Here is a 23626-nt window from a genome sequence, read left to right as displayed (position 1 = left end):
TTAGAGGAAGTTTTTCTTGCGATATCAGGAAGAACCTGAATTTGTGGTATGCTGTTCATGGAAAAAGATTTGATCGGGCTTTATTTACCCTATCCCTATTAAGGAGGCGCAACAAGCGTGAACATTCCGCTGATACTACCTGAAGACCAACCCGTCCTGCTGCTCGACCGGACCGATAATTTATCGCACCAGGACGTGCTGTATCATTTTGCGCTGGACGAGCTTTTATGCAGGCTGACCGGAGAGGGCGGGCCCGCCATCTGCCATCTGTGGCGGCATCCGCGCGCCTTTGTCATGGGCGTGCGCGACAGCCGCCTGCCCCAGGCGCTGCAAGGAGAGGCCCACCTTCGTTACCTCGGCTATGACACCGCCGTTCGCCATTCGGGCGGTGCCGCAGTGCCCTTGGACGCGGGCGTGGTGAACCTCTCCCTCATCCTTCCGTTTTCCTCCGCCGGACCGGCGCCTGATTTCCATCAAGACTTTGAAGTTATGGTGGAGCTGATCCGGGAAGCCCTCCGCGGTACGGGCCAAAACGTCGATACCGGCGAAATTGCCGGCGCCTTCTGCCCCGGTACGTTTGATCTCAGCATCGGCGGCCTCAAATTTTGCGGCATTGCCCAGCGGCGGCAGCGGAAAGCCTTCATTATCCAGGCTTTTATCATTGCCGAAGGTTCGGGCAGCGAACGCGCCCGGCTGGTTCGTTCCTTCTATGATATCGCCGCCGTAGGAGCAGATCCCAAGCAATATCCTTTAGTAGAAGCTGACAGCACGGCGAGCCTTGAGGAACTGACCAACATCGGCATCGGCTTCGACGCGGTGCATCAATTCACGGCAGCCGTTAAAGGGGTCATTCGAGGATGGCAGGCAGGCAAGGATTTGGCCGAAGCGGCTTCCAGGTTTACGATGCCTGGGGCTGAAGATATCCGCATTATGGCTGAACAGATGCATCAGCGGTATAACCTTAATTAATCATAATAAAGAACTATATAGGCTGATTAATCAGTCTATATAGTTCTTTATACTGAAAGGGGAATCCCCTTCTTATTATATCTTGATCCGCACTTAGCGTGGATCCTACGTCCTCAAAATGTTGCACCAGTTCAATATGATCCCGTACCTATAAACTCCGTTTGTATTATTACAGTACTGCCGGGAGCATGCAACAGTTCTTGCAGATATCCAAGAGACGAATAAGCAAACCTAATGGACACTAGATCCGTTATTTCGAAAAAACAGCAACTTTCCCCGTACTTCCGGACTCAGAATCCGCTATCTACTATAAATACCATGAAATACCATGATTAACAGCCATGTTCTATGCAATAACGGATCTGGTGTCCTCATTTAACCCCAAACCAACCAATCGAGATGTAATAGCGGAACCTCTGTCCTCAAATCATTACAACAGTCAACAAGCTCATTCAGCGCCTGGTATTCTGCGGACAAACAAACCTCACCCTATCGATACAATACGTCCATCCATTCGCGTCCTTCGATTCACTCTATCCGTTCGACACAGTAGGTTAATCGAATTCACCCTAAAGCCCAAATAACTGAATCTGTTCATTTTGGCACCATCAATTGGCAGCTAGGCCAAGTTCTTAAAACTAGAATCGTGTACCATACCTAGATTACTTTATTTTTACATTTCCACCATTCACCGATGATATTCCCATAACATTTCCCCTATAAACTTGTCCTGATGGCAATTTATACATTAGGGGTGGATAAGCTTGAGTAAAACGATGGACCGCAAAACGTTTCTGTCTTATCTGGGTACGGGCGCAACCGCATTGGCAGCTGCTTCCGCAGGCTTAGGCGTGCTGGAAGGAAAGGCTTCCGCCATGTCCGGAACCGCAAATCATCTGTTCGGATTCAAAACGAATCGGGTCAGCGGCTACTTCGAGCCAATCGAACCAACCAAAGCAGACCAGCTCGTCCTGCCTAAAAATTTTAAATATGATGTCATTGCGGCATTCGATGACGTAATCAATCCGGCTGGCGAAAAATTCGGCTCCGGGTGCGATTACAACGCATTTTTCCCGCTCAAGGGCTCCAATGTCCGCGGGCTCCTGGTCAACAATCATGAGTATTCCACCATCTTCTCGATCGGACCTGTGAAGGACGGGAAAATGACGGCGGATCAAATCCATAAAAACCTGTATTACCAAGGCATGTCGGTCATTGAGGTATACCGCGACGAGAAGGGCGTTTGGAAAATGGACACCACCTCCACCCATGCCCGCCGCATCAACGGCTTCAGCAAATTCGATATCACCGGCCCGGCCAAGGGCATCCCTGCCCTGAAGGGCGCCACGACGGCGACCGGCACGTTTGCCAACTGCTCCGGCGGCGTAACGCTGTGGAACACGGTTTTGTCCTGCGAAGAGAATTTCGAAGACACGGCGGCAGTCTCGAACCTGCCGGATACGCATTACGGCTGGGTCGTCGAGGTGGACCCGTTCGATAAATCCTTCTTGAAAAAGCATACCGCCCTCGGCAGATTCAATCATGAGAACACCGCCATGGGCCTTGCCGCAGACGGCAGGATCGTTGTCTATATGGGCGACGACAAGAAGGATGCCTGCGTCTATAAATTCATCAGCAAGCACAAATACGATAAAAGCAAAGGGCGCGCTAACTCTGCGCTTCTGGAAGACGGAACCCTGTACGTTGCCAACCTGAAATCGGGTAAGTGGCAGCCGGTCACCCTTGAAGCTGTAAACAAGGCCACTACAGAGGATAAAGAGCTCCAAGCCAAATTCAAGTCCCAAGGCGACGTGGTCACTTATTGCCAGGAAGCTGCGCGTCTTGTCGGCGGGACGCCGACGGACCGTCCGGAAGACATCGAAATCTCGCCGTTCGATAACACCGTGTTTGTCTGCCATACGAACAACGACAATCACGGCAACATCCATGGTCATATTACTCGTATCTTTGAAGCAGGCAACGATCTGGCCGCCATGGAGTTCGATTTCGAGATTTTTGCTGCCGGCGGACGCCAATCCGGATTCAGCTCACCTGACAACCTGGCGTTCGACTCGAACGGCGACCTGTGGGTCGTGACGGACATCTCCAGCAGCAGTCAGAACAAAGGCGTTCATAAATCCTTTATGAACAACGGACTGTTCGTGATTCCGACAAGCGGGCCGGAACAAGGAGTTGCGCTGCAATTCGCTTCCGGGCCGGTAGAGTCCGAGCTAACAGGCCCTTTCTTCACTCCCGACGAGCAGACGCTCTTCCTGTCCGTTCAACACCCGGGCGAGAATACGGAAGACCTCAGCAAACCAACCAGTACATGGCCTCACCGCTCCGGCGAAAAGATGGCACGCTGCGCGGTCGTGGCGATTAGCGGCTTCAAACTGGAATAATACCAATCGAAAGGAGCGAGGATCATGCCGTTTGGCAACATTGGAATCGGTGGTTTAATTCTTATTTTGATTATCGCACTCATCATATTCGGTCCCTCCAAGCTTCCCGAGCTCGGTCGCGCTTTCGGGCGAACTTTAAGCGAATTTAAGGGCGCAACCCGCGGCTTGATGAACGGAGACGACGAGAATGGGAAAAAAGACGATGCTCCGCAGACTGCTGCAGCGGTCGATAAGCAGCACGGCTAATCCGAACGACCAAAGCGCGATCGAGCATCTGGAGGAAATGCGGAAGCGCCTGATCCGCACGCTGATTGCGTTTCTGGTCGCAATGGTGGCCGCCTTCATCTACGTCGAGAAGATCTATCACTGGCTGGTACGCGGGATGGATGAGCAGCTCGTTCTGCTCGGTCCCTCCGAAGTGATGTGGGTGTATATGATCATTGCGGGCGTGGTGGCCGTCACCGTCACGCTTCCCATTGCCGCTTACCAAATATGGCGTTTCGTGCAGCCGGCGCTGCCGGACGGAACCCACCGCTCCGCCATGCTGCTCATTCCCGTCATCAGCGTGTTATTCATTACCGGCATCTGCTTCGGATACTTCGTGCTGTTCCCGATGGTGCTGCAGTTCATGCAGCGCATGGCCGAAGGGATATTCCAAACGATGTATACCGCGCAAAAATACTTCACGTTCATGATTCATATGACCGTACCGTTCGGATTTCTGTTCGAAATGCCCGCCATCGTCGTTTTTCTGACGAAGCTCGGCATCGTGAATCCCCACCGGCTGGCCAAGATGCGCAAATCAGCCTACTTCCTGCTCTGCATCGTGGCCGTGACCATTACGCCGCCGGATATCATGTCCGATCTGATCGTGATCGTCCCGCTGTTCCTGCTGTACGAAATCAGCGTTTCGATCTCCAGATTCATCTATCGCAAGCAGCTGCAGCTCGCTCAAGCGGAGGGCAGCGCAACCTAATCCACGTCCGTTTCCCCCGAAGTTGGACGGAACCTTCAAGAACCCGTGACTAGACAGCCTAAGCAAGCAGGTTGTCGTGACCACGGGTTCTATTTTGTGTAAGATTATCTTACATTATTTTTTATCGAAATCTCATAAAATGATTGACTCCTTCAAAAAAAACCATTAACTTTACTAATTAACAAAGAATTCAACACTACTTTGTCATTAAAATGTTATGGATCAGGAGGTGAAATGTTCTAAACCACTTAGAGATTGTCATATTTATGTTATCAATACTTACATTATAGCAATTCAGTTCCTTGATATTCTCTAAGATCGCATGGGAGATGCGAAAAAACGACGGATGGGGGAAATGATGAATGATGAAAAGACAAACCAAGATATTCAAACGCGTGTTGTCCATGGCGCTCCTGCTTGGATTGGCCATGAACAGCATAACCGCTGCGGCAGCTGAACGGTTTGCCTATGAGGAAATTACATTGAAGGAGCTTGAAAAGGGTTACGCGGAAGGAACGTTCAAGACCGAAGAGGTTGTGAAGGCCTACCTCGACCGGATCGGCGTCTATGAATCCAATTACAATGCGTTCACCATGATGAATGCGGGCGCGCTTCAGGAAGCCCGCGAGGTTGACCGGCGCCGGGCGGCCGGCGAGAAGCTCGGCCCCCTTGCAGGTGTGCCGATTGTCATCAAGGAAGCCGTCGACGTCGCCGGCTTCCCGTCCACCTTCGGCTGGGCCCCGCTTAGCAAAGAACTCGGCGGAATCGAGCTGATTCCGGAGAAGGACGCCCCCGTCGTTGCCCGCTTGAAGGCGGCAGGCGCCATTATATTGGGCAAGACCAATATCCCGGCATTCAGCTCCGACGGTACGCGCGCCAGCTCCAGCTGGGCTGGCGACACCTATAACGCCATCGACCGGAAGCTGGTCCCGGGCGCCAGCAGCTCCGGCACGGCGATGTCCATATCGGGCAACTTTGCCGTGCTCGGCATTGCCGAAGAAACCGGCGGATCGATCCAGAATCCGGCGGCGGCCCAAGCGCTGGTCGGCATCAAGCCAACCTTCGGATTGGTGCCGAATGCCGGGGTCGTGCCTCTCGCCGGAAGCACCAGGGACGTTGTCGGCCCGCATGCCCGTACGGTTCACGACGCCGCCGTCATGCTGGACATCATCGCAGGCTATACAGCCGAAGATGCCAAGACTGTTGCATCGATCGGCAACATTCCCAAGAAAGGCTACACCTCCAAGCTGAATCCGTTGGCCCTCAAGAACAAACGCATCGGTCTCTATGGCCCGGGGTGGCTTGGCGAAGAGCTGACGGCGGAGACCCAGAAACTATATGACCGGGCCGTGAAGGAACTGGAGAGTCAGGGAGCCATCGTGGTTACCGATCCGTTCGCCGATACGGAATTCGCCGAATTCGCCAAATCGTCAGGCTCCATCGGCATTGAATCGATCGTGTACGATATGGAGCAGTATCTGAAGCGCCTGGGTCCGAATGCCGCCATTCAGTCGGTGGATGAACTGATCGAGAAGACGGGCGAGACCCCATCGGCGCTCGCCAGGTACCCGGAAGCCTTGAAAAATCCTAGTGTCGTCCCTGATCTCTCAAAATTCACGGAAATCCGAACGAAGTATCTCCATATTTTTAACGACGTGCTGGATCAACACAAGCTGGATGCACTCGTCTTCCCTCAGATGTATAAGGAAACGCCGCTGCTTCACAGCGAAGACAAAATCGCCGACACTACCGTTCCCGAGATCAACATCGCGGGCGTTCCTCTCGTCACGGTGCCGGCTGGATATTACAAGAGCGGTTCTCCGTTCTCCATCGCCTTTGTCGGCAAAATGTGGAGCGAAGCCGACTTGCTCGGCATGGCCTACGACTACGAGCAGGCAACGAAGCATCGCGTCGCCCCAACGCTTGTCGCCAAGCCTTAATACCTGCCTGATCAGCATAGCCCAAATCAACCGGAGCCACAGCGGCTCCGGTTTTTTCAAGCAACTTAGGCAATGATAAGACATGCGCGTCCATAGAAGCCCGGCAACGGCCTATAAACATCCAATATCTTCGTTAATTACATTGCGATTTCGAATTTTTGGCATGTTTCCAATTAATTTTAGTCATGATCCATTGATTTATTAGTCAAGTTCTCCTAGTATTTTCATTAGGAACATCCGGCGGCTAATCGTGAAAGCTACAGCCTTGCCTTTATTTATGATAGCGCTATCAGACAATAGAAAAGATCAAACGTCTATCGACGTACCTTTGCAGATGATAGACTTATGCCCAGAGGCGTTTTTCTTGCGATTATCGAATGGTTCGGCTTCGCTGTAATTTTATCATTCCATAATCTTAAAATACCGGGAGGTGCAGATATGAAATGGAATCACTTCAAGTCCAAGCTTCTGCTTAAATACACACTGTCCTACATATCCATTTTCCTGATACCTCTTGTTATATTAACCATCATCATTTACCACAATGCCGTGGATACGCTCCGTTCCGAGATCGAGCAGACCAACGTCAATCAACTGACCCAAGCCAAAACCGTCATCGACGAACGCATGAAGGAATTGCAGGACATCGCATTTCGAATTGCCTACGACGAGCAGCTGACCCGCTATTGGACCCACCATCCGTACTACAGCCGGGAATCCATCGGGGCCTTGGTCAAATACAAAGCCACTAGCTCCATCATCGATGAACTATTCCTCTTCTTCCGCGGAGATAACAGCATTTACTCGTCTCAAGGCTTTGAGAACCTGAACGTCTTTACCGACCGCTACAAATTCAACAGCTGGAACGAAACAGAGATGGTCCGGGATTTAAACTCCGTCCAGATCCCGACCATGCGTCCGGCGGAACAGGTCGTGCAAGGGACCAAAACCCAGAATTCCATGCTGGCATACCTTGTGCCGATTGCACCCAACAATACGCCGGCTCACGGCACCGTCATGTACTTCATCCACGAATCCAATCTGACGGGATTGATCGACTCCATCCTCAGCGATTATCATGGGATGACTTATATTTTCGATAATTACGGACAAGTGCTGGCTGCCAATTACAAAGGCGAGACCATTACCGAGCAGGAGGTCAACGCGCTGTTCTCGCTTGAGCCGGGAACGCACAGCCTTTCGTTGAACCAAGAGCCCCATTCGGTTGTGTCCGTCAAATCCGACACGGGCTGGACTTATGTCACCGCGATGCCAAGCAACCAATTTTTCGGCCGCATCGTGCATATTCGCACTTTTATCGTCCTGGTATTCTCCTTCGTGGTGATGATGGGCACCATTCTGGCGATCATGCTGGCCCGCAGGCAATACCATCCGATTTCGGATTTGATGGAGTTCATTCGCTTGAAGAATGATCCCGAACCGTCCACCCCCAGCAACGAGCTGGAATGGATCAAGAAGACGCTGCATGATTACAGCCAGCGCGTCGACCTTCAAGAGCCCTATGCCCGAAATCATATACTGCTCATGCTGCTGAAGCACGGACATACCGGGGAGTTCCCCGCCGAGTATACGGAGAAGCTGGGCATCCGCTTCAGCCGATCCCACTATTTTGTCGTGACCATGGGCTGGGAGTCGCATGCCCTTCCCATCGGCGACAATCCGGAACGGCGGCCTGTCATGCAGCTGATGAATGATGTGGAGCTGACCGCTTTTTCCGCCTATGCTTATGGCGTGGAGCTGCCGCAGCCCGATCAGCTGGCCCTCATCGTCGGATTCGATGCGGAAACCGGCCATGAAGCGAGCCTTAACGCTCGCATGGAGCCCATTGCCCTGGCGCTGCAATCGATCGCGGCCGAGCACACGGGCGTCTCTCCGGCGATCGGGGTAGGCAACCGCTACAGCTATCCGGAACAGCTGAATCAGTCCTTCATCGAGGCAACGACTGCACTGGAAGCATCCATGCTGCATGGACAGGGGAGCAGCACCTTCTTTAACGCTCTTTCAGGCTCCGGTGCGCAGGATTCCTCCTTCTGGGTCCCTAAGGATGTGCTGCTGAAACTGGTACAAAGCTTGAAACAGGGCAGCTACGACGTGGCGGTTCAGATGGTTTCCACCGCATTGAATAACCTGAAGGCGGAAATGCCGTCCGTACCGCTGCTGCGCTGCATATGCTTTGATATTCTGAACACGATGCTGAAGACGGCTTCGGAGCTGGGCATCCATCATGTGGTCAACCAGTTGCCGCGCGTTACTTCCTATGACTCGCTGGAGGATTTGGAGAAGAAGCTGGCAGGCCTTGCCGCCGAAATCTGCGCCCATGTCGAGGCGAAGAGCGAGACGGAAGAAAGCTCCCTGATGGACGAAATCGTCGCTTACATCGATGCCAATTTCACGGATTATGACCTGAGTCTCGGCACGATTTCGTCCAAGTTCTCCATCTCCTCCTCGTATTTCAGCCGCTCCTTCAAAGAGAAGATCGGCATGAACTTTACGCAGTACATCTGGCAGAAGCGGATGGACGAGGTCATCCGGCAGCTGCTGCACACATCCGACCCGTTAAAGGATATCATTACGCGGGTCGGTTACCTGGATACACCGAACTTCATCCGCAAATTCAAGAAAGAGACGGGTTACACGCCGGGTCAATACCGCAAAATGCACAGTCCCAACGCCGCCGATTCCACGGACGACGACGACGAGGAGTGCATCGGGTAACGGTTTCGGATGTCGGCGTCGAGATGTGCATCGGAGAACGGGTTCAGACGATTGTATCAAGGAATGCGTCGAGTAACGGTTTCGCCGGATAAATGAAAACCTCCCTTGGGCCCTAGGGTCCAAGGGAGGTTTTCATATGTTTTAAGGCGTTATCAGCCAGCCAGCCATCGCGCAGCGCCGGCATCTTCTATTTCCCGGCCGGGATGCTCTGAAGTCCTTGATGCATGGCTGTCAGCAGGCGACGGGTCGGGTCGCATCCGTATTCCCAGAACATGATCCCGGCCAAACCTTGCTCCTTCACGTATTGGCATTTGCACCGAATCGATTCCTCATCGTCATAAGAAATCAGGCTGGAGCCGTTAAACAGATACGGCGCACAAGCCTCCTCATCCCAATAACGGATGTAGCCGTTCTTGTTGATGTACTCGGCAGCCAGCTCCGCGAACGCCGGACCATAACCGCCCGTGCTGCCGGCCATTTGGTGAAGGCCGTTGTTCCGGTCCGGCACTTCATTCCATACGCGGGAATAGAATGCGGCACCGATGACGATCTTCTCCTTCGGGACGCCGGCTTGGACGAACAGGTTCACGGAAGCGTCCGTGCTGATTCGGAACAGATCGCCGGTAGGCGTGTACAGATTCGTATGATGTCCGGTCAGGATCTGAAACCCGCCGCGCATGTCATAGGTCATCAACTGGACAAAATCCAGGTACTGCTGAACCTCCGCCATCTCCGTGCCGTCCACATAGTACTGGTCGGCCCCTGCAGCTATCGTAAGGAGGTAGTGACGCCCGTCTTGCGAGCCCTTGGCATCAAGAGCCTCCCGGATCGTCTTGAGCAGCAGGGTAAAGTTCCGTTTATCGTCCTTACTTGACGCTATGCCGGCCTCCCCGTAGCAAGGATATTCCCAGTCCAGATCGATCCCGTCAAAAGGGTATTCCTCCAGCACCCGTATGGCGGATGCGGCCATGCAAGCCCTTCCCCCTTCAGTTGAGGCGGCTTCCGAGAAACCGCCCGCACTCCAGCCGCCAACGGACAGCAGCACCGTAAGATCCGGGTGATCCCGTTTGATGTTCCGGACAACCTCGCCATTCTTCAGATGCTCGCTCGTGATCTCATCGTTCTTGACATGGCCGAAGGCCACGTTCAGATGCGTCAATTTCGCCAAATCCTCATGCGTCATGTCGGGAAGAGCCGAATCGACGGCGTATCCCGCCGCAATGTACTTCGTCATTACACTTCACTCCGATCCATTCTAGGGTGTGATATCGCGGCTGCAATCTGCAGCGCTTCTTTCCCGGTGCCGATCTTGTATCCCGAAGCCGCATAACGGATCTGGTCCTGGCCGTCCAGGACGAACAAATGAGGGTAACCGGCTTCATGCGCGGCAGGATCCGGGATGAAGCCCGATAAGGAAGCATAACCGGAATCCCGCACGAATACCGTGCGCGCCGGCAGCTTGGGATAGCCAGCCGGATCAAAGGAAGCCGTCCATTCCGCATCTCCGATTGCCAGCACGATCGGCAATCCCAGCTTGTCGAGCGGCTCAGCCAGCTCGCTCAGCTCGCGAAGCAGATGCTTGGTCGGCTCCCGCTCCGGTTCGATCCAGGCAGCGATGGCTCCCTCTGATCCCAACAGCCCCTTCAGAACGGCCCCGGTTCCATCCAGCCGGGTCAAAACGCCGCCCGTCTCGAGCTTGCCCAGCACGGGAATGTCGACCGCCGTTTCCCGATAAGTCAGCGCTACCTCCACGGTATCATCCGCTCGCACGGTAAAGTACGTGAAGCGCACGCTTACCGTTCCGTCCTTCAGCCGGACGCCCGAAGTCAAGCGGTAAGAACCCGGCTCCACCTCATACGGCCCATCGTAAACATCGGTCATGCCATAAGGGTATACCAGCGTCTTGTACACGCCATCTTCCAAGCGGGCGAAGGTAAAATTCTCGGCATAGGATGCGGCCGGCGCGTCCTTCGAAACCTCCGTATCCCTGAGGAGCTGCAGCATCCCCCAGCTCGATCCCTCCTGGTTCGGATGGGAAGCCAGACGGAATACGGCATCTTCCCAACCGCCATCACCTAGGAACTGCGGCTTCTGCTCGCTCGGATGCAGCCGGGCAGGAATTCCCAGACTGCGGCATACCGCCACGAACAGGATATCCAGCGACTGCTGGTCTCCTTTCATCAGGCTGTACGTGCCGGCCGGATTCCCCTTGCCCTTCAAGTTGGGAAGATCTTCATGATACGCATAGCCTTGCTCCAAATGGCCGGCAAGCTTCGATGGATTTTTCCTGAACGCTTCTGCCTCCGCGGCCGTAAAGGCATGGTCGAATACGCGTCGATACGGAACCAGCATTTCATAAGAGACCCGCGGGCACAGGATGTACTTCACGAAGGTATCCTCATCCCACGATCCGCGCCGGGAGATCGCGCCTATCAGATGATCATCCAGCGTTTGGCGGAAGGTATCAATCAAATCCTTTTCGTTCAGCGACTCCAGCAGCCGCAGCGGCCACTCGCCATATTCGCCCGATCGCTCCTCCAGGAAAGCGGCGATTTCGCGGCTGTTGCCCCTGGCCTTTTGCAGAACGTCCCACACCCGTGCGGGTGGCAGCCCTAGCGTCTTGGCCACCGCGAATGCCTTTTCCTCGCTCAGGAATGTCCCCTCGTAGTCGGTCCGGATCTTTGACCCTTCCTCCAGACGGCGGTTATGAGCCCGGATCATCTCTTCTGACAGCGCCGACGCGGCATCTCCTTCTCCTTCGGGCGGAGGAACCATATCGAAATCCACGATTCCTGCCGGCTGTTCGGATGAAGCAAGCACAAGCTCAATACGTTCGTTATCGTGGGCCTTATATAAGGTTTCGCTCCACTTGCCTTCGCTGACCGCTCGAATCAAGAGATCGCCATAACCCGTCTTGAAGGAGGCCGCTCCCCGTTCATCCGTCCTGATCTCGGCAATGGGATAAAATTCAGCCATATTGTACAGCTCAAACCGGACGCTTGCACCGGATACGGGCTCTCCCTGCTCGTTCCTCACGATCACGTCAAGGGTTCGGGCCGGCGCATAGTTCTCCAGCAAATTGATTTCCGTAAATCCCTTCTCATTCAGGGTAATATCCTCCGGCCCCGGGTAATCGGCAAAAATTCGCGTATTGATCAGCATGGCCCTGCGCGCCGGCGGACTGAACCACCCTTGGTTCAACCGGACTTCCGGTTCGCATGCCCCGATGTAATACCACTGGCCGTCCGCCCATGCTTCCACCCAGGCATGATTGCTGTCGCAATGGGCCCAGCGCGGCGTATACACCTGACGCGCGGGAATCCCGATGCTTCGCAGCGCGGCCACCGCCAGCGTAGACTCCTCGCCGCAGCGTCCGCGCGCATTCCGGATCATCGTCAGCGGCGAAATCGTTCGCAGATCGCTGCCGATGTAGGTAGCCTTCTCATGACACCAGTAATTGGCCTCCAGAATGGCGTCTGCCATCGATAACCGCGCGGTCCGTTCGGCCAGCTCGTTGTAAAGGATACCGCGGAAATCCTCAATATTTTCCGTATTGACCCGATATGGAAGCACAAAATGCAGGAACAGATGATCCGGCACACGCTCGCCCCAAGGCACGCGCTTACGGATGTCCAAGGCTTGGCGCACATGGCTTAAGAACAATGCACCATCGTAGTCGGCCAAGTCGTTCACCGGCATGTAAGCAAACAAATATTTCAAGGCCCAAGTCTCTTCTTCCGTCAGTTCCTGCTCAAATACGTGAAACAGCTGATCCTTGCGGGCCTCCGCAAAAACGATCTTCTCCTGAAACTTCTGCTCGATCCGCTCCAGCGTTTGCGAATCCAGCGAGAACACCATGGTTTGGCTGGTCATCCTCCACTCACTCCCTCCATAGCTTTCCGTCTTCCCGAATGCAGATCAGAGCCGTGCCGTCGGAAGAAGGCGCGCTCATCTGGAACAGGCTGCGGGTCGTTTCAATCACGGGTTGGATGCTCCACGAATCCTCGCCCATGAGCTCCTTCATTTCCCGCGCAAATTCACCGTGGGCTTCATAGTGATTACGCTGCCGGTAATAGAGCCTGCGCAGCTCCCATTTGATCCGCTCGTCTTCCGGGAGCGTGAATGCTTGATGCCCCTCCTCGCCGTCGGCGAATACGACATAACCCCACAGCTCCGGGTAATGCATATTGATGATGCCCATGGGCGACCACACCCAGTTGTCCTCCGGAAAAGGCTTGCCCGTCTCCGGATTCACCACCTTGCGATACTCCCCGCCTTGCACTTCGGTCTGCCATTCGACGCGCGAGAAGTTGACGCGCCAGAACTCGCCCGGCAACGGCGGGCGGCCGCCTTCGGCGCATTCCTTCAGACTGGTCCAAGGAATCGCGACCTCCACGCTCCATTTCCGGTTATCGGCGCCAGGTCGATTCAACTCCCCATCGATAAACACCGCTGTCTTGAGACCGCTGATATCCCAGCCGTTAACCGGCGGCCCGCCATCCCGGTACGGTTTCACCAGCAGCAGGTCCCATACCGTATTCAGTGCATTGATCTCGAATTCGTAATATTGATGGCTGTCCCCGTCCGGATCAATGAATATTTCAAAGTCATTATCATAGAAAATAACCGAATCGCGTTCCGTCAAGGTCGCCCAAATCTGATCCTCGATCAGCTCGGCGGCAAAATAAAAATAGTCGTCATCCCACAGCATTTTAACCCGGGTCCGTTTGGCCGGCTTCGGGCGTAGATCCCCTTCGATATCAACGAAATCGTCGGTCCATTCCGCCGCATCCCAGAATGCCTTATCCACGCGACCGTCCAGCACGAGCGGCTGCCCCGCACGCCTGCATATGTAATGCTTGGGAGCATACTCAATCCTCGGCTCCGGCACTCCACTTCTGTTCATGTCATTCTCTCCGCTTCGTGAGGGAGGCTAAGCGCCTATCAAGCGTTTATCTCCCCGTGATATGGTTAGTTATGGGTGACGACGGCTCCCGAGCCGCCGTACATCTCCAGCTCTTCGTCAAACTCCAGCTTAAGGACCGTCACCTGCTCATGCGTATCTTCCGGCGTCATCTTGATCCACGTCGTCCCCGGGATGTTGAACCAAGGCACGCCTCCATGGATTTCATGTTCAAGCTCTTTGCCTGAATGCAGCACGGTGATTTTCTTGATCGGATTGCACAGTCCCTTGATGCACACATTCTCCTTCGGGTCGTCATAAACAAATAAATACAATGTCTTTCGATCCTCGGAGATCGTGCTTCCTCCCAGATAATAGCGGGTCATAATGCCTTCGCCCGTTCCGAATACGGCCTCCTCATGAGTTCGGATCCAAGCTCCCAGCCCAAACAGAATGTCCTCCTGCCTTGGATCGATGGTGCCGTCCTCGCGGGGACCGATATCCAAGAGCATGTTGCCGCCCATGGAGATGCAGTCGCAGAACATCCGAATGATCTGGTTTAATGATTTGTATTTATGGTCTGTCGGCACGTAGCCCCATGAGGTGTTGATCGTGGTGCAGAATTCCCACGGTCCCTCCGGTCTCGTGATCGGAATGCCCTGTTCCGGCGTTTTATAATCGCCGTGGCCCTGAAGCCGCGAGTTGATGATGATATCCGGATTGAAGGATTGCAGATAATGCTTGAACTCCGGCAGATTCCACTGCTCGGCGCTGCGTTCCCAATCGCCGTCGAACCACAGCAGATCCACCTTCCCGTAATTCGTCAGGATTTCCCGCAGCTGATTGTTGTTGAACTCCAGGAATTTCTTCCACTTCTCCTGATCCTGAACGCCGTCCACGGGACTGGTGTGCGGATTGACGCCGCTGAGATCCTCCGGCACCCTGCCTCCTTCGAACACGCTCGGATAATCCGGATGCGACCAGTCGATCAGGGAGAAATACATGCCCAGGTGAATCCCCTTCTCCCTGATCGCTTCCGCATACTCCCGCACGATGTCCCGATTGGCCGGCGTCCGCTTGACCACATTGAGATCGCTGTACTGCGTATCCCACAGGGCGACGCCGTCATGGTGCTTCGTTGTCAGCACGGCATAACGGGCGCCGGATTTCTCGATCAAGTCCGCCCACTTCTCCGCATTGAATTTCGATGCCGTAAAACCGTCCAGCTGCTTCATGTACTCGTCGTACGTAATCCTCCCGTTATAGAAGGACCAGGATTCCGAGACCCCGTCCACGGCATAGATGCCGTAGTGAATGAAGATCCCCAGCTTGGCTTCTTCGAACCATTTCTGCATATCTGTCCACACCTCTTCTTGAAGTCGTTATACGTGAGAGAAATCGTTTATGCAGTCCGCCTCTTACCGAAACCGCAATACATGCGCGATCGGTGCCGTTCCCTGACGCTCCTGATCCGGAAGACGGACCGCGACACCATCGTCCGTGCGGCGATAATCCAGTGCCTCCTGACCCCCGACCAGATCAACGCGGCCGAACGCCTTCTGAATCGGAATGAACAGCTCCTCAGGGACGGCTTCTTGCTCATTTCGATACAGATAGAGCGCATAGGTCGTATCGTCTTTTTGGGTAAACTGGACCGCACCGGAGGAATACGGCTCGCAGACACGCGTTCCATAGATGGCCTCTCCGTAGACCTTCAGCCACGCGCCCATGCCCTTCATTCTTGAAATGGCCGTCTCGGACAGTCTTCCGTCCGGCTGCGGGCCTATGTTCAGCGCGAGATTTCCGCCTTTGGCCACGATCTCGACCAGCAGATGGATGAGCTGCCGAACCGATTTGTAACGATCTTCGTAACGGAAAGAGAAGGAGGTTCCCATCGTGATGCAGCTTTCCCAAGGCACGTGAAGAGCACGTTCAGGAAGGGTCTGCTCCGGCGTGATCAGATTCTCGTAAGGCCCGCCGACCGTCCGGTCCGCCGAGAGGAGCCAAGGCTGGATTTTGCGCGCCTTCTCCACCGCTTCGCCCAATCGGATATTCTGGTCCCGGTAATCGTTCACCCAGCCTGCATCGAGCCACAGCACATCAATCCGGCCGTAACGGGTCATCAATTCCATGATCTGCTCATGGGTAAACTGGACGAACTGTTCCCACAGCCACGGATATTTCTTCGGATCGTAGCTGGGTCCGCGAGACGTAAAGCTCCCCGCTTCCATTCCCGGTGCCCAGTAGTACGGCGTATGCCAATCGGCCTTGGAGAAATAGGCGGAAATGCCGAGCCCCTTGGCACGGAAGGCATCAAACAGCTCCTTCGTAATATCGGCGTATTTGTGCGTATGGAACGGACAGTCCGGCCCCGTGACGCGGTAGTCGGTGGTATGCGTATCCCACATGCAGAACCCGTCATGGTGCTTGGTCGTAAAATTCAAATATTTGAAGCCGTTCTCCGCTGCCAGGTCAGCCCACAGATCAGGCTGAAACCGAAGCGGGTTGAACGTCTTGTTCAGATCGAAATACTGCCGTTTAAGCTCCTCCGCATCGATATCCCAATCAATGCCATCGCGCGACCAGTCCGCGTCCTTATCGCTCAGCGCCCATGATTCGACCAGGCCCAACTGCGAATACGGCCCCCAATGCATCATCAGGCCCAGCTTCTGGTCCTTGAACCATTCCAGGCGCTCCAGGAGCAGCGGATCCTCCGGCTTGACCCACTTGTCCTCGCTGCTGAAATTATGTACGCCCTGCTCCACTACCGCTTGCTCTTCCTCTACCAGCTTGTTCTCCGACATGGTGCACCTCCATATTTCATTTGTGATAACGGTACTAGGAAGACCGTTTGAATAGACTTGCCTGCCCCTTAAAAACAATAGCCAACCCCCGGTCAAGAATCGACCGGGATACGTTGGCACTTTGTTGTTCAACTATGCATCTGATTATTGCTCGGCGTTCCAGCGGTCGTATGCGCCTTGATACAGCTCGACGAGACGGTCGCTGCCCATTTTCTTGACTTGTGCAACATACTTATCCCAGTTCTCAAGCGGCTCTTGGCCTGTCACGAATTTGGCTTCCATCTGTTTCACGTAGGTTTCCAAATCGGACAACAGCGCGGTAGCTTCGCTTTGCTCTTCATTCGTCAAGTAGACGTTAGGGAACGGCGATTTACCGATCGGCACAAGCTTTTCTTGGTTCTGCTGGTCGATCCACTCATCGAATTCGGTGCGAAGACCTTTCGTAACTTCCGGATCATTGACGCCAGGCGTCAGAATGCCGAAGTTCGGCGTGATTTTGCCGCGATATTCCTCACGGTCGCCGCCGCCTGGTACTGGGAGCCATTCCTTCACGCGGTTTGCCTCATCCTTGAATTTCCACAGGGTGCCTTCAGGTCCTTGGTTAAACAGCGTTGCGCCTTCATAGCTGTATAGGTAATCGATCCAGCGCATGGTGGCTTCCGGATTCGGGTTGCTGCTTGAAATGGCGAATGTGCCTCTTGCCGACATGCCAGGATGCATGCCATATACCGGAGAATCGGCGATTTCACTCTTCACCGGCGTCATGAGCGGATGCTCGCTGCTAGGCTCGCCGCCCAGGGTGAAGTACGCATGATAATCGTTAAACAAGGCCAGCTGGTTGTTTTCTCCCTTGGCTTTTTTCTGATCGCCCGTTTGCGAGAAAGTTTCATGATCCAGCAATTCTTCCTTCCACAGACGGTTCATGAACGTCAGGTAGCCCTTGTAGCCTTCTTCTTGGTAAGGATAGTGTACTTTCCCGTCCTTGTCGGAGTAGATGCCTTCGTTGTACATGCCCCAGAAGCCGAAGAAGTACATGCGCAGGTCATCCAGCTTCACCGAAGTCAGCGGAATCTCGTCCTGCTTACCGTTTCCGTTAGGATCTTCTTCCTTGACGCGCTTCAAGAACGTATATAATTCCTCGGTAGTCTTAGGTTCGGACATGTTTAACGCTTTTAGGAACTTGCCGTTGTACCACATCGGGCCTCTGTACCATACGGCGGCCTTGTCGACGAACGGCAGCGCATACATATGCCCGTCCGGGGTCGTAAAGGACTTGCGGACATCCGGATTCTCATCCAATATCTTTTTGATGTTTGGTGCATAGCCTTCGTCAATGTACTTCTCCAGCGGAATGAGGATGCCTTGGCTGCCGTAGGTTACCTGCTCAGCAGGCTTCAGATCAGCCGCGTAAAACATATCAGGCAAATCACCGCTCGCGAACACCAGATTCTTTTTCGTTTCAAAGCTGTCGATCGGCGAAAGCTGATACTCCAGCTTGATGCCCGATAATTTCTCCATTTCTTGCAGGACCGGCATCGTGTTCCAGTCCGCCACACCTGCGTCCTGTGACATGACCTTCAGCGTGATCGGTTCATCCACAATCGGAAATCCTTCTTTTTTGACACCTTCCGCGTTCGGCGTCCCGGGAGACGCCGTCCCTCCTTCTCCTTTGGAGGAACCGCAAGCAGCCAACAGTGATGCCGAGAGGGTGAGGCAGAGTAAAATGGATGATGCTTTACGAAGCTTTTTCATGACAACAACTCCCCTTTTTTGGTGTGGATTGTATGGTTTAAGATCAGCCCTTAACGGAACCAATCATAACACCCTGCACAAAGTAACGCTGAAGAAACGGATAGATAGCAATAACTGGCAGTGTTGCAACGATAATGACGGCATATTTGACCAGTGCGGCAATTTCCGCCTTGGTATTCATCGCCGCTGCCGAGGAGGCGTCGATCGCCCCGCCTCCCTGCGCCGCCATTTCCTGAAGCACCAGGATTTGACGCAGGAAGAGCTGCAGCGGATACTTCGCCGCATCGTTCAGATAAATCATCGCGCTGAAATAGCTGTTCCAGTGACCGACTCCGTAGAAGAGGGCCATGACCGCAATAATCGGCATCGAAAGCGGCAGAACGATTTTGATGAACAGCCGGAAGTTGGTACACCCGTCGATATGGGCCGCTTCCTGCAGCTCCTTCGGAATGGTGGATTGAAAGAATGTCCGAGACACGATAATATTCCAGATCGATGCTGCTCCGGGAAGAATCAGCGCCCACATGCTGTTCACCATGCCGAGATCCTTCACAAGCAGGTAGCTCGGAACCAGCCCGCCGCCAAAGAACATCGTAACCAGGAATATCGCCATGAAGAATCCTCTGCCCACAAAGTCCGACCGGCTGAGCGCATAGGCTGCCGGCAGCGTGACAATGAGGTTCACAATCGTGCCGATCACCGTATAAATAATCGTGTTCTTGTAGCCGATCCATATATTGGCGTTCTCAAAGACGCGGGCATATCCGTCGAAGGTGATCCCTTTCGGGATCAGCCACATTTCGCCTGAGCTTACGTACTTCGGATCGCTGATGGAGGCACTGACAATGTACAGCAGCGGGTACAGTACGATGATCAGTGCAATCGTCAGATAAATGTAGTTGCATAGCAGGAATATTTTATCCCCTTTGCTTTCCTTAACTGCGGATGACATGTGTTTCCCCTCCTTCTACCACAGGCTGTTTTCACTGGTGCGGCGTGCAATTTGGTTCACCGCGATCAGCAGTATCGCATTAATTACCGAGTTGAACAATCCGACGGCCGTGGAGAAGCTGTACTGGGCATCGACCAGACCGGACCGGTAGACGAAGGTCGAGATGACATCGGAAGAACTCATGTTCAGCGGATTTTGCAGCAGCAGGATTTTCTCGAATCCAACCCCTAAAATGCTGCCCATATTCAGAATCAACAGGATGGTGATCGTAGGTACGATCGCCGGAATATTGATGTGCAGAATGCGCTTGAAACGGCTCGCACCGTCCACGACGGCTGCCTCGTGCAGCTGCGGATCGACGCCCGACAATGCGGCTAGATAGATGATGGTACCCCAGCCCGCACTCTGCCACACGCCGGACAGCACGTATACGGTCTTAAACCACGCAGGGTCCGTCAAGAATTGCGGCGGCTGGAACCCGAGCATTTCCACAAAATTAACGATCATGCCCGACGAAGGGGACAAGAAGGTAATGATCATGCCGGACATAACGACGACGGATATAAAATGCGGCGCATACGTGACGGTCTGTACCGTACGCTTGAAGAATGAATCCTTCACTTCATTGAAGGCTAATGCCAGAATGATGGGAAGCGGGAAGCCGATCGCCAGCTCATACAAGCTGATGCTGAGGGTATTCCAGAGCAAGTCCCAGAAGTAATACGAGTTAAAGAAGCGTTCAAAATGGTCGAATCCGACCCACGGACTTCCCGTTATTCCCAATGTCGGGATGAAGTTTTTGAAGGCGATCTGGATCCCGTACATCGGGCCATAATGGAAAATGACAAAATACAGAAATGCCGGAGCTATAAACAGATACAGCTCCCAGTTTCGAATCATCCTCCTCCATAATGTATTTTTTTTACGATTCGGAATCGTATTCACCGATAAGTTTGGCGACAGGGCGGACTTACCACTTTGCTGCATCGGTTTCTCCCTCCTTCTCTAATGAAAAATCCGGCCATTTTTTCGGAAAAGCACCCCTGTTCAATGTATAAGAAAGAGCCTTCCTGACCACTCCTTAGCGTGCGGCTTTCGCCTGCTCCACAAATGTTAACGCTTACATCCCAAGTGTATGGATCGCGGCATCATCCGTAAATATGTCATTTTCAATTGTCCGGTTGCAACGGCACCATCCATTGGTATGACGGGCTTTTCACGTCCTTCCGAGTCTTGTCATTGTCGTTTTCGGGCAGGAAAACATGTGGTTTTTGACCCCTTCCCCTACGGTAAATTGTCATCTTCGCTAACGGGATGATCCTTGACAGATGTCATATCTGACCGTAAGTTGGAAAAATAAACCGTAAAAGCAAAACTGACATATTCTAAAAGAAATGAGGTATTACGCATGCAGCCATCATCCTGGATTTTAGCCGGCTACGCAGGGCGCAAAGTCTTATCCGAGATCACGGCCGAAGATGCCCGGCGGCTCACTCACTTGAACATCGCTTTTGCCCATATCCAAGAAGACAAGATTACGTATACCGACACGAACACCATTCACGAGATCCAACGCTTGAAAGCCGTCAATCCCGAATTAACCATCCTGTTGTCCGTTGGCGGCTGGGGCTCCGACGGATTCTCGAGAGCGGCAGCCACGTCAGAAGGTAGACACAGCGTGTGCGAATCGGCGATCAAGCTGCTGCAAGAGTTTCCCTTCGACGGCATTGACCTGGACTGGGAGTATCCATGCTACTCGATCGCCGGAACGGCGGCATCGCCAAACGACAAGGAAAACTTTACGCTGCTGCTGAAGGAGCTCCGGGAAACGCTGGATCAGTACGGGAGGGGCGAGACACACTACCTGTTGACCATCGCGGCCGGAGCCGATCAATATTATATCGACGGCACCGAAATCAATGACATCCACCCCTATCTCGACTTCATTCAGCTGATGACGTACGACATGCGCGGCGGATTCCAGACGCTGACGGGCCACCACACCAACCTGTACACCTCCACCGGCGATCTGTTCCGAATCAGCGTCGACGCATCGGTCCGTCTGTTTACCCTAGCCGGTGTGCCGCGCGAAAAAATCGTGATCGGGGCTGCATTCTACTCCAGGAAGTGGAACGATGTGCCGGACGTGAACAACGGATACCTCCAGGTCGCCCCCTCCCCCGGAGGTTACGGCCCGACCTATACCCAGCTCGCTGCCGAGTATTTTAGCAATCCTTCCTATAAGCGGTACTGGGACGATGAAGCCAAAGCGCCTTATTTGTTCGACGGCAGCAGCTTCATCACTTACGACGACGCCGAATCCCTGACCCATAAATGCAAATACATACAGGAGCAGGGGCTGGCCGGCATCATGTTCTGGGAATACAGCTGCGATGCGACGCATAGCCTGGTGGATGCCTTGTACAAAGCATTGCGCTCTTAAGCGAGGCTGAGCTAGCACGAGCTGCAGCAGATTCACTCCCTTCATCATGTCTTAGAATAGCTGATGATAGACGAGACTCACGTTATTTTATATAACATGCAGTTGACTTCATCTTCTTGCGCTGTAATGACTTGGCTTCATTCTATGGGTTCCTTCCGGATCCCGTAAATATGTCGTTTTTATCTATAACTATAGAGTACGAAAACCCTTATTTATACTGGGAAATTCATACTGCATATGTTGATTTTGCACCTCACATAAGCATGCCGCCACATGGACAGTTTCGAGTTTTGGACATCAAAAAAAGCCGGTCCCCAATAGGAACCGGCTTTTTGGCTTATGCAGACACGATCTTTTACGTTATGTTCATGTCACTAAATATAACCTACTTAGCTGTTGAACGATCGTCATTCGTAACATCACCGAAGAAGCGGATCGAGTACAGTGCACACAGACCGACAATCGTATAGATGATGCGGGAGCCTGCAGAGCTCTGCCCACCAAACAATGCAGCGACCAGGTCGTATTGAAACAGACCCACGAGCAGCCAGTTGATGCCTCCGATAATCAATAACAGCAATGCGATGGTATTAAATGTTCTCATCGTTTAACCCTCCTTACGCCCTTTTTTTCATGTCATTTCTTATATGGTTTATTCAAAAAGATTCTGGTAACTATTTTTAACAAACAATTGCATTTATAATCATAACCGGACAAAAAAACATCCCTAAGCGGGATGTCCTTGATACTCGATTCGAAATTGCCTCCTTCCCCTACACTTCCTTAGGAAACCCGCGCTGTTGACGCAGAAGCTCCAGAAAGATCTCAACGGCCTTGGTATGATAAGGCGTCTTCTGCGTAACCCATGAGAACTGGCGCGCCACCGGCTTGCCATCCGGTACCAGCATATGCAGCGTTCCAAGTCGAATCTCCTTGCGCACCGCCCACCTCGACAACAGCGTGACGCCAAGGCCTGCCTCCACGGATTCCTTGATCAGCTGGGTGCTTCCGAACTCCACGATATGCTTAGGATGAACATGATACCGGGAGAACATCCGCTCCGTTGCCTCGCGGGTGCCCGAACCGGCTTCCCTGACAATCCAGGTCTCATCCGCCAGCTCGGACAGCGGTACCTCCTGCAGATGGTCGTACCGCCCGTCACGGGGGACCATCACCACCATTTCATCCTCCGCGAAAGCCTCGATAAGCAGCTTCTCATCCTGATAGTCGCCCTCGACGATCCCGATATCCGCCTCATGTCGCAATATCATCTCCGCCACCTCCTTGGTGTTCCCGATCGTAATCGACGGGCGGATCAAGGGATAACGCTCCCTCATATAAGCGATCAAATGCGGCAGCATGTACTCCCCGAAGGTATAGCTGGAGCCGATGGACAGATGGCCGCTTGCCCGATGCATCAAATCGTCCACAAGGGCGTTCATGCGGGTGTACAGGCCCAAAATGTCCTTCGCATGATGGTATACGATCTCTCCCGCTTTCGTAAGCCGGACGTATTTATTGGTTCTCTCCAGCAGCTTGGTGCCAACGGAACGCTCCAACGCCTGGATATACTGGCTTACCGCCGGCTGTGTCATAAGCAGTTCCTCGGCCGCGCGGGTAAAATTCCCCTTGTCTACGACGGCTACGAATACTTCCAGTGCTTGATCCACGCTTTTAGCCCCCTTCAATTCTAGATCCACAAATGGTTATGCGTTATATTACCATAATTAATTACTTATGATGATTATC

The 23626-nt window shown here is 53.4% G+C and carries 17 protein-coding genes; 7 read left to right on the top strand and 10 right to left on the bottom strand.

From position 1 onward, the window contains the following. The first annotated feature begins 117 nt into the window (after positions 1-117). The 6 genes from BMX45_RS11465 (at position 118) to BMX45_RS11440 (ending at position 9023) form a co-directional block, all read left to right on the top strand. Positions 118-969, top strand: a complete 852-nt coding sequence (locus BMX45_RS11465; RefSeq protein ID WP_090909789.1) for a lipoate--protein ligase family protein — start codon at positions 118-120, stop codon at positions 967-969. Positions 970-1745: 776 nt separating this feature from the next. Continuing rightward, the gene (locus BMX45_RS11460; RefSeq protein ID WP_090909991.1) at positions 1746-3371 is read left to right on the top strand and encodes a PhoX family protein; all 1626 of its coding nucleotides are present in this window, start codon (positions 1746-1748) and stop codon (positions 3369-3371) included. A 24-nt stretch (positions 3372-3395) separates the two neighbouring features. Further along, positions 3396-3617 carry a twin-arginine translocase TatA/TatE family subunit gene (gene tatA, locus BMX45_RS11455; protein ID WP_090909788.1) on the top strand — a complete coding sequence of 74 codons (222 nt, stop codon included), beginning with the start codon at positions 3396-3398 and terminating at the stop codon, positions 3615-3617. Beyond that, a complete protein-coding gene (gene tatC, locus BMX45_RS11450) occupies positions 3574-4347 on the top strand; it encodes a twin-arginine translocase subunit TatC (protein ID WP_090909787.1) in 774 nt (257 codons plus the stop codon). The genes tatA and tatC overlap by 44 nt, the downstream gene beginning before the upstream one ends. 362 nt (positions 4348-4709) lie before the next feature. Beyond that, the gene (locus BMX45_RS11445) at positions 4710-6287 is read left to right on the top strand and encodes an amidase (RefSeq protein WP_090909786.1); all 1578 of its coding nucleotides are present in this window, start codon (positions 4710-4712) and stop codon (positions 6285-6287) included. Between the two features lie 438 nt (positions 6288-6725). Further along, positions 6726-9023 (top strand): helix-turn-helix domain-containing protein, encoded by a 2298-nt coding sequence (locus BMX45_RS11440; RefSeq protein ID WP_090909785.1) that lies wholly within the window; start codon positions 6726-6728, stop codon positions 9021-9023. Between the two features lie 187 nt (positions 9024-9210). On the opposite strand, the gene BMX45_RS11435 is transcribed toward BMX45_RS11440, so the two are convergent. From BMX45_RS11435 to BMX45_RS11400, 8 genes are all read right to left on the bottom strand, one after another. After that, positions 9211-10257: a glycoside hydrolase family 18 protein gene (locus BMX45_RS11435; protein ID WP_090909784.1), complete on the bottom strand. Its 1047-nt coding sequence runs from the start codon at positions 10255-10257 to the stop codon at positions 9211-9213. Beyond that, on the bottom strand, positions 10257-12896 hold the full coding sequence (locus BMX45_RS11430; RefSeq protein WP_090909783.1) for a transglutaminase domain-containing protein: 2640 nt from the start codon (positions 12894-12896) through the stop codon (positions 10257-10259). Before BMX45_RS11430 ends, BMX45_RS11435 begins: the two co-directional genes overlap by 1 nt. Before the next feature lie 7 nt (positions 12897-12903). Then, positions 12904-13929, bottom strand: coding sequence for a carbohydrate-binding family 9-like protein (locus BMX45_RS11425; RefSeq protein WP_090909782.1), 1026 nt, complete (start codon positions 13927-13929; stop codon positions 12904-12906). A 65-nt stretch (positions 13930-13994) separates the two neighbouring features. Further along, positions 13995-15281 (bottom strand): alpha-L-fucosidase, encoded by a 1287-nt coding sequence (locus BMX45_RS11420; protein WP_090909781.1) that lies wholly within the window; start codon positions 15279-15281, stop codon positions 13995-13997. A gap of 63 nt (positions 15282-15344) precedes the next feature. After that, on the bottom strand, positions 15345-16730 hold the full coding sequence (locus BMX45_RS11415; protein WP_090909780.1) for an alpha-L-fucosidase: 1386 nt from the start codon (positions 16728-16730) through the stop codon (positions 15345-15347). A 144-nt stretch (positions 16731-16874) separates the two neighbouring features. Beyond that, a complete protein-coding gene (locus BMX45_RS11410; RefSeq protein ID WP_090909779.1) occupies positions 16875-18482 on the bottom strand; it encodes an extracellular solute-binding protein in 1608 nt (535 codons plus the stop codon). A gap of 43 nt (positions 18483-18525) precedes the next feature. Beyond that, positions 18526-19434 carry a carbohydrate ABC transporter permease gene (locus BMX45_RS11405; protein WP_009593009.1) on the bottom strand — a complete coding sequence of 303 codons (909 nt, stop codon included), beginning with the start codon at positions 19432-19434 and terminating at the stop codon, positions 18526-18528. 15 nt (positions 19435-19449) lie between these two features. After that, on the bottom strand, positions 19450-20421 hold the full coding sequence (locus BMX45_RS11400) for an ABC transporter permease (protein WP_009593016.1): 972 nt from the start codon (positions 20419-20421) through the stop codon (positions 19450-19452). 421 nt (positions 20422-20842) lie between these two features. On the opposite strand from BMX45_RS11400, the gene BMX45_RS11395 reads away from it, so the two are divergent. Further along, on the top strand, positions 20843-21877 hold the full coding sequence (locus BMX45_RS11395) for a glycoside hydrolase family 18 protein (RefSeq protein WP_090909778.1): 1035 nt from the start codon (positions 20843-20845) through the stop codon (positions 21875-21877). A 385-nt stretch (positions 21878-22262) separates the two neighbouring features. Here the strand turns inward: BMX45_RS11395 and BMX45_RS11390 are convergent, their stop codons facing one another. Together BMX45_RS11390 and BMX45_RS11385 are read right to left on the bottom strand one after the other, a co-directional pair. After that, positions 22263-22481 (bottom strand): DUF378 domain-containing protein, encoded by a 219-nt coding sequence (locus BMX45_RS11390; RefSeq protein WP_053491019.1) that lies wholly within the window; start codon positions 22479-22481, stop codon positions 22263-22265. A gap of 169 nt (positions 22482-22650) precedes the next feature. Beyond that, positions 22651-23547, bottom strand: a complete 897-nt coding sequence (locus tag BMX45_RS11385) for a LysR family transcriptional regulator (RefSeq protein WP_036659317.1) — start codon at positions 23545-23547, stop codon at positions 22651-22653. Positions 23548-23626 lie beyond the last annotated feature (79 nt).

This window comes from Paenibacillus sp. cl141a, assembly GCF_900109305.1.
In the GTDB taxonomy this organism is placed as follows: Bacteria; Bacillota; Bacilli; order Paenibacillales; family Paenibacillaceae; genus Paenibacillus_AQ; species Paenibacillus_AQ lautus_A.
Note: the sequence above shows the minus strand (reverse complement) of the source record. Positions and strands in the feature narration are given on the sequence as shown.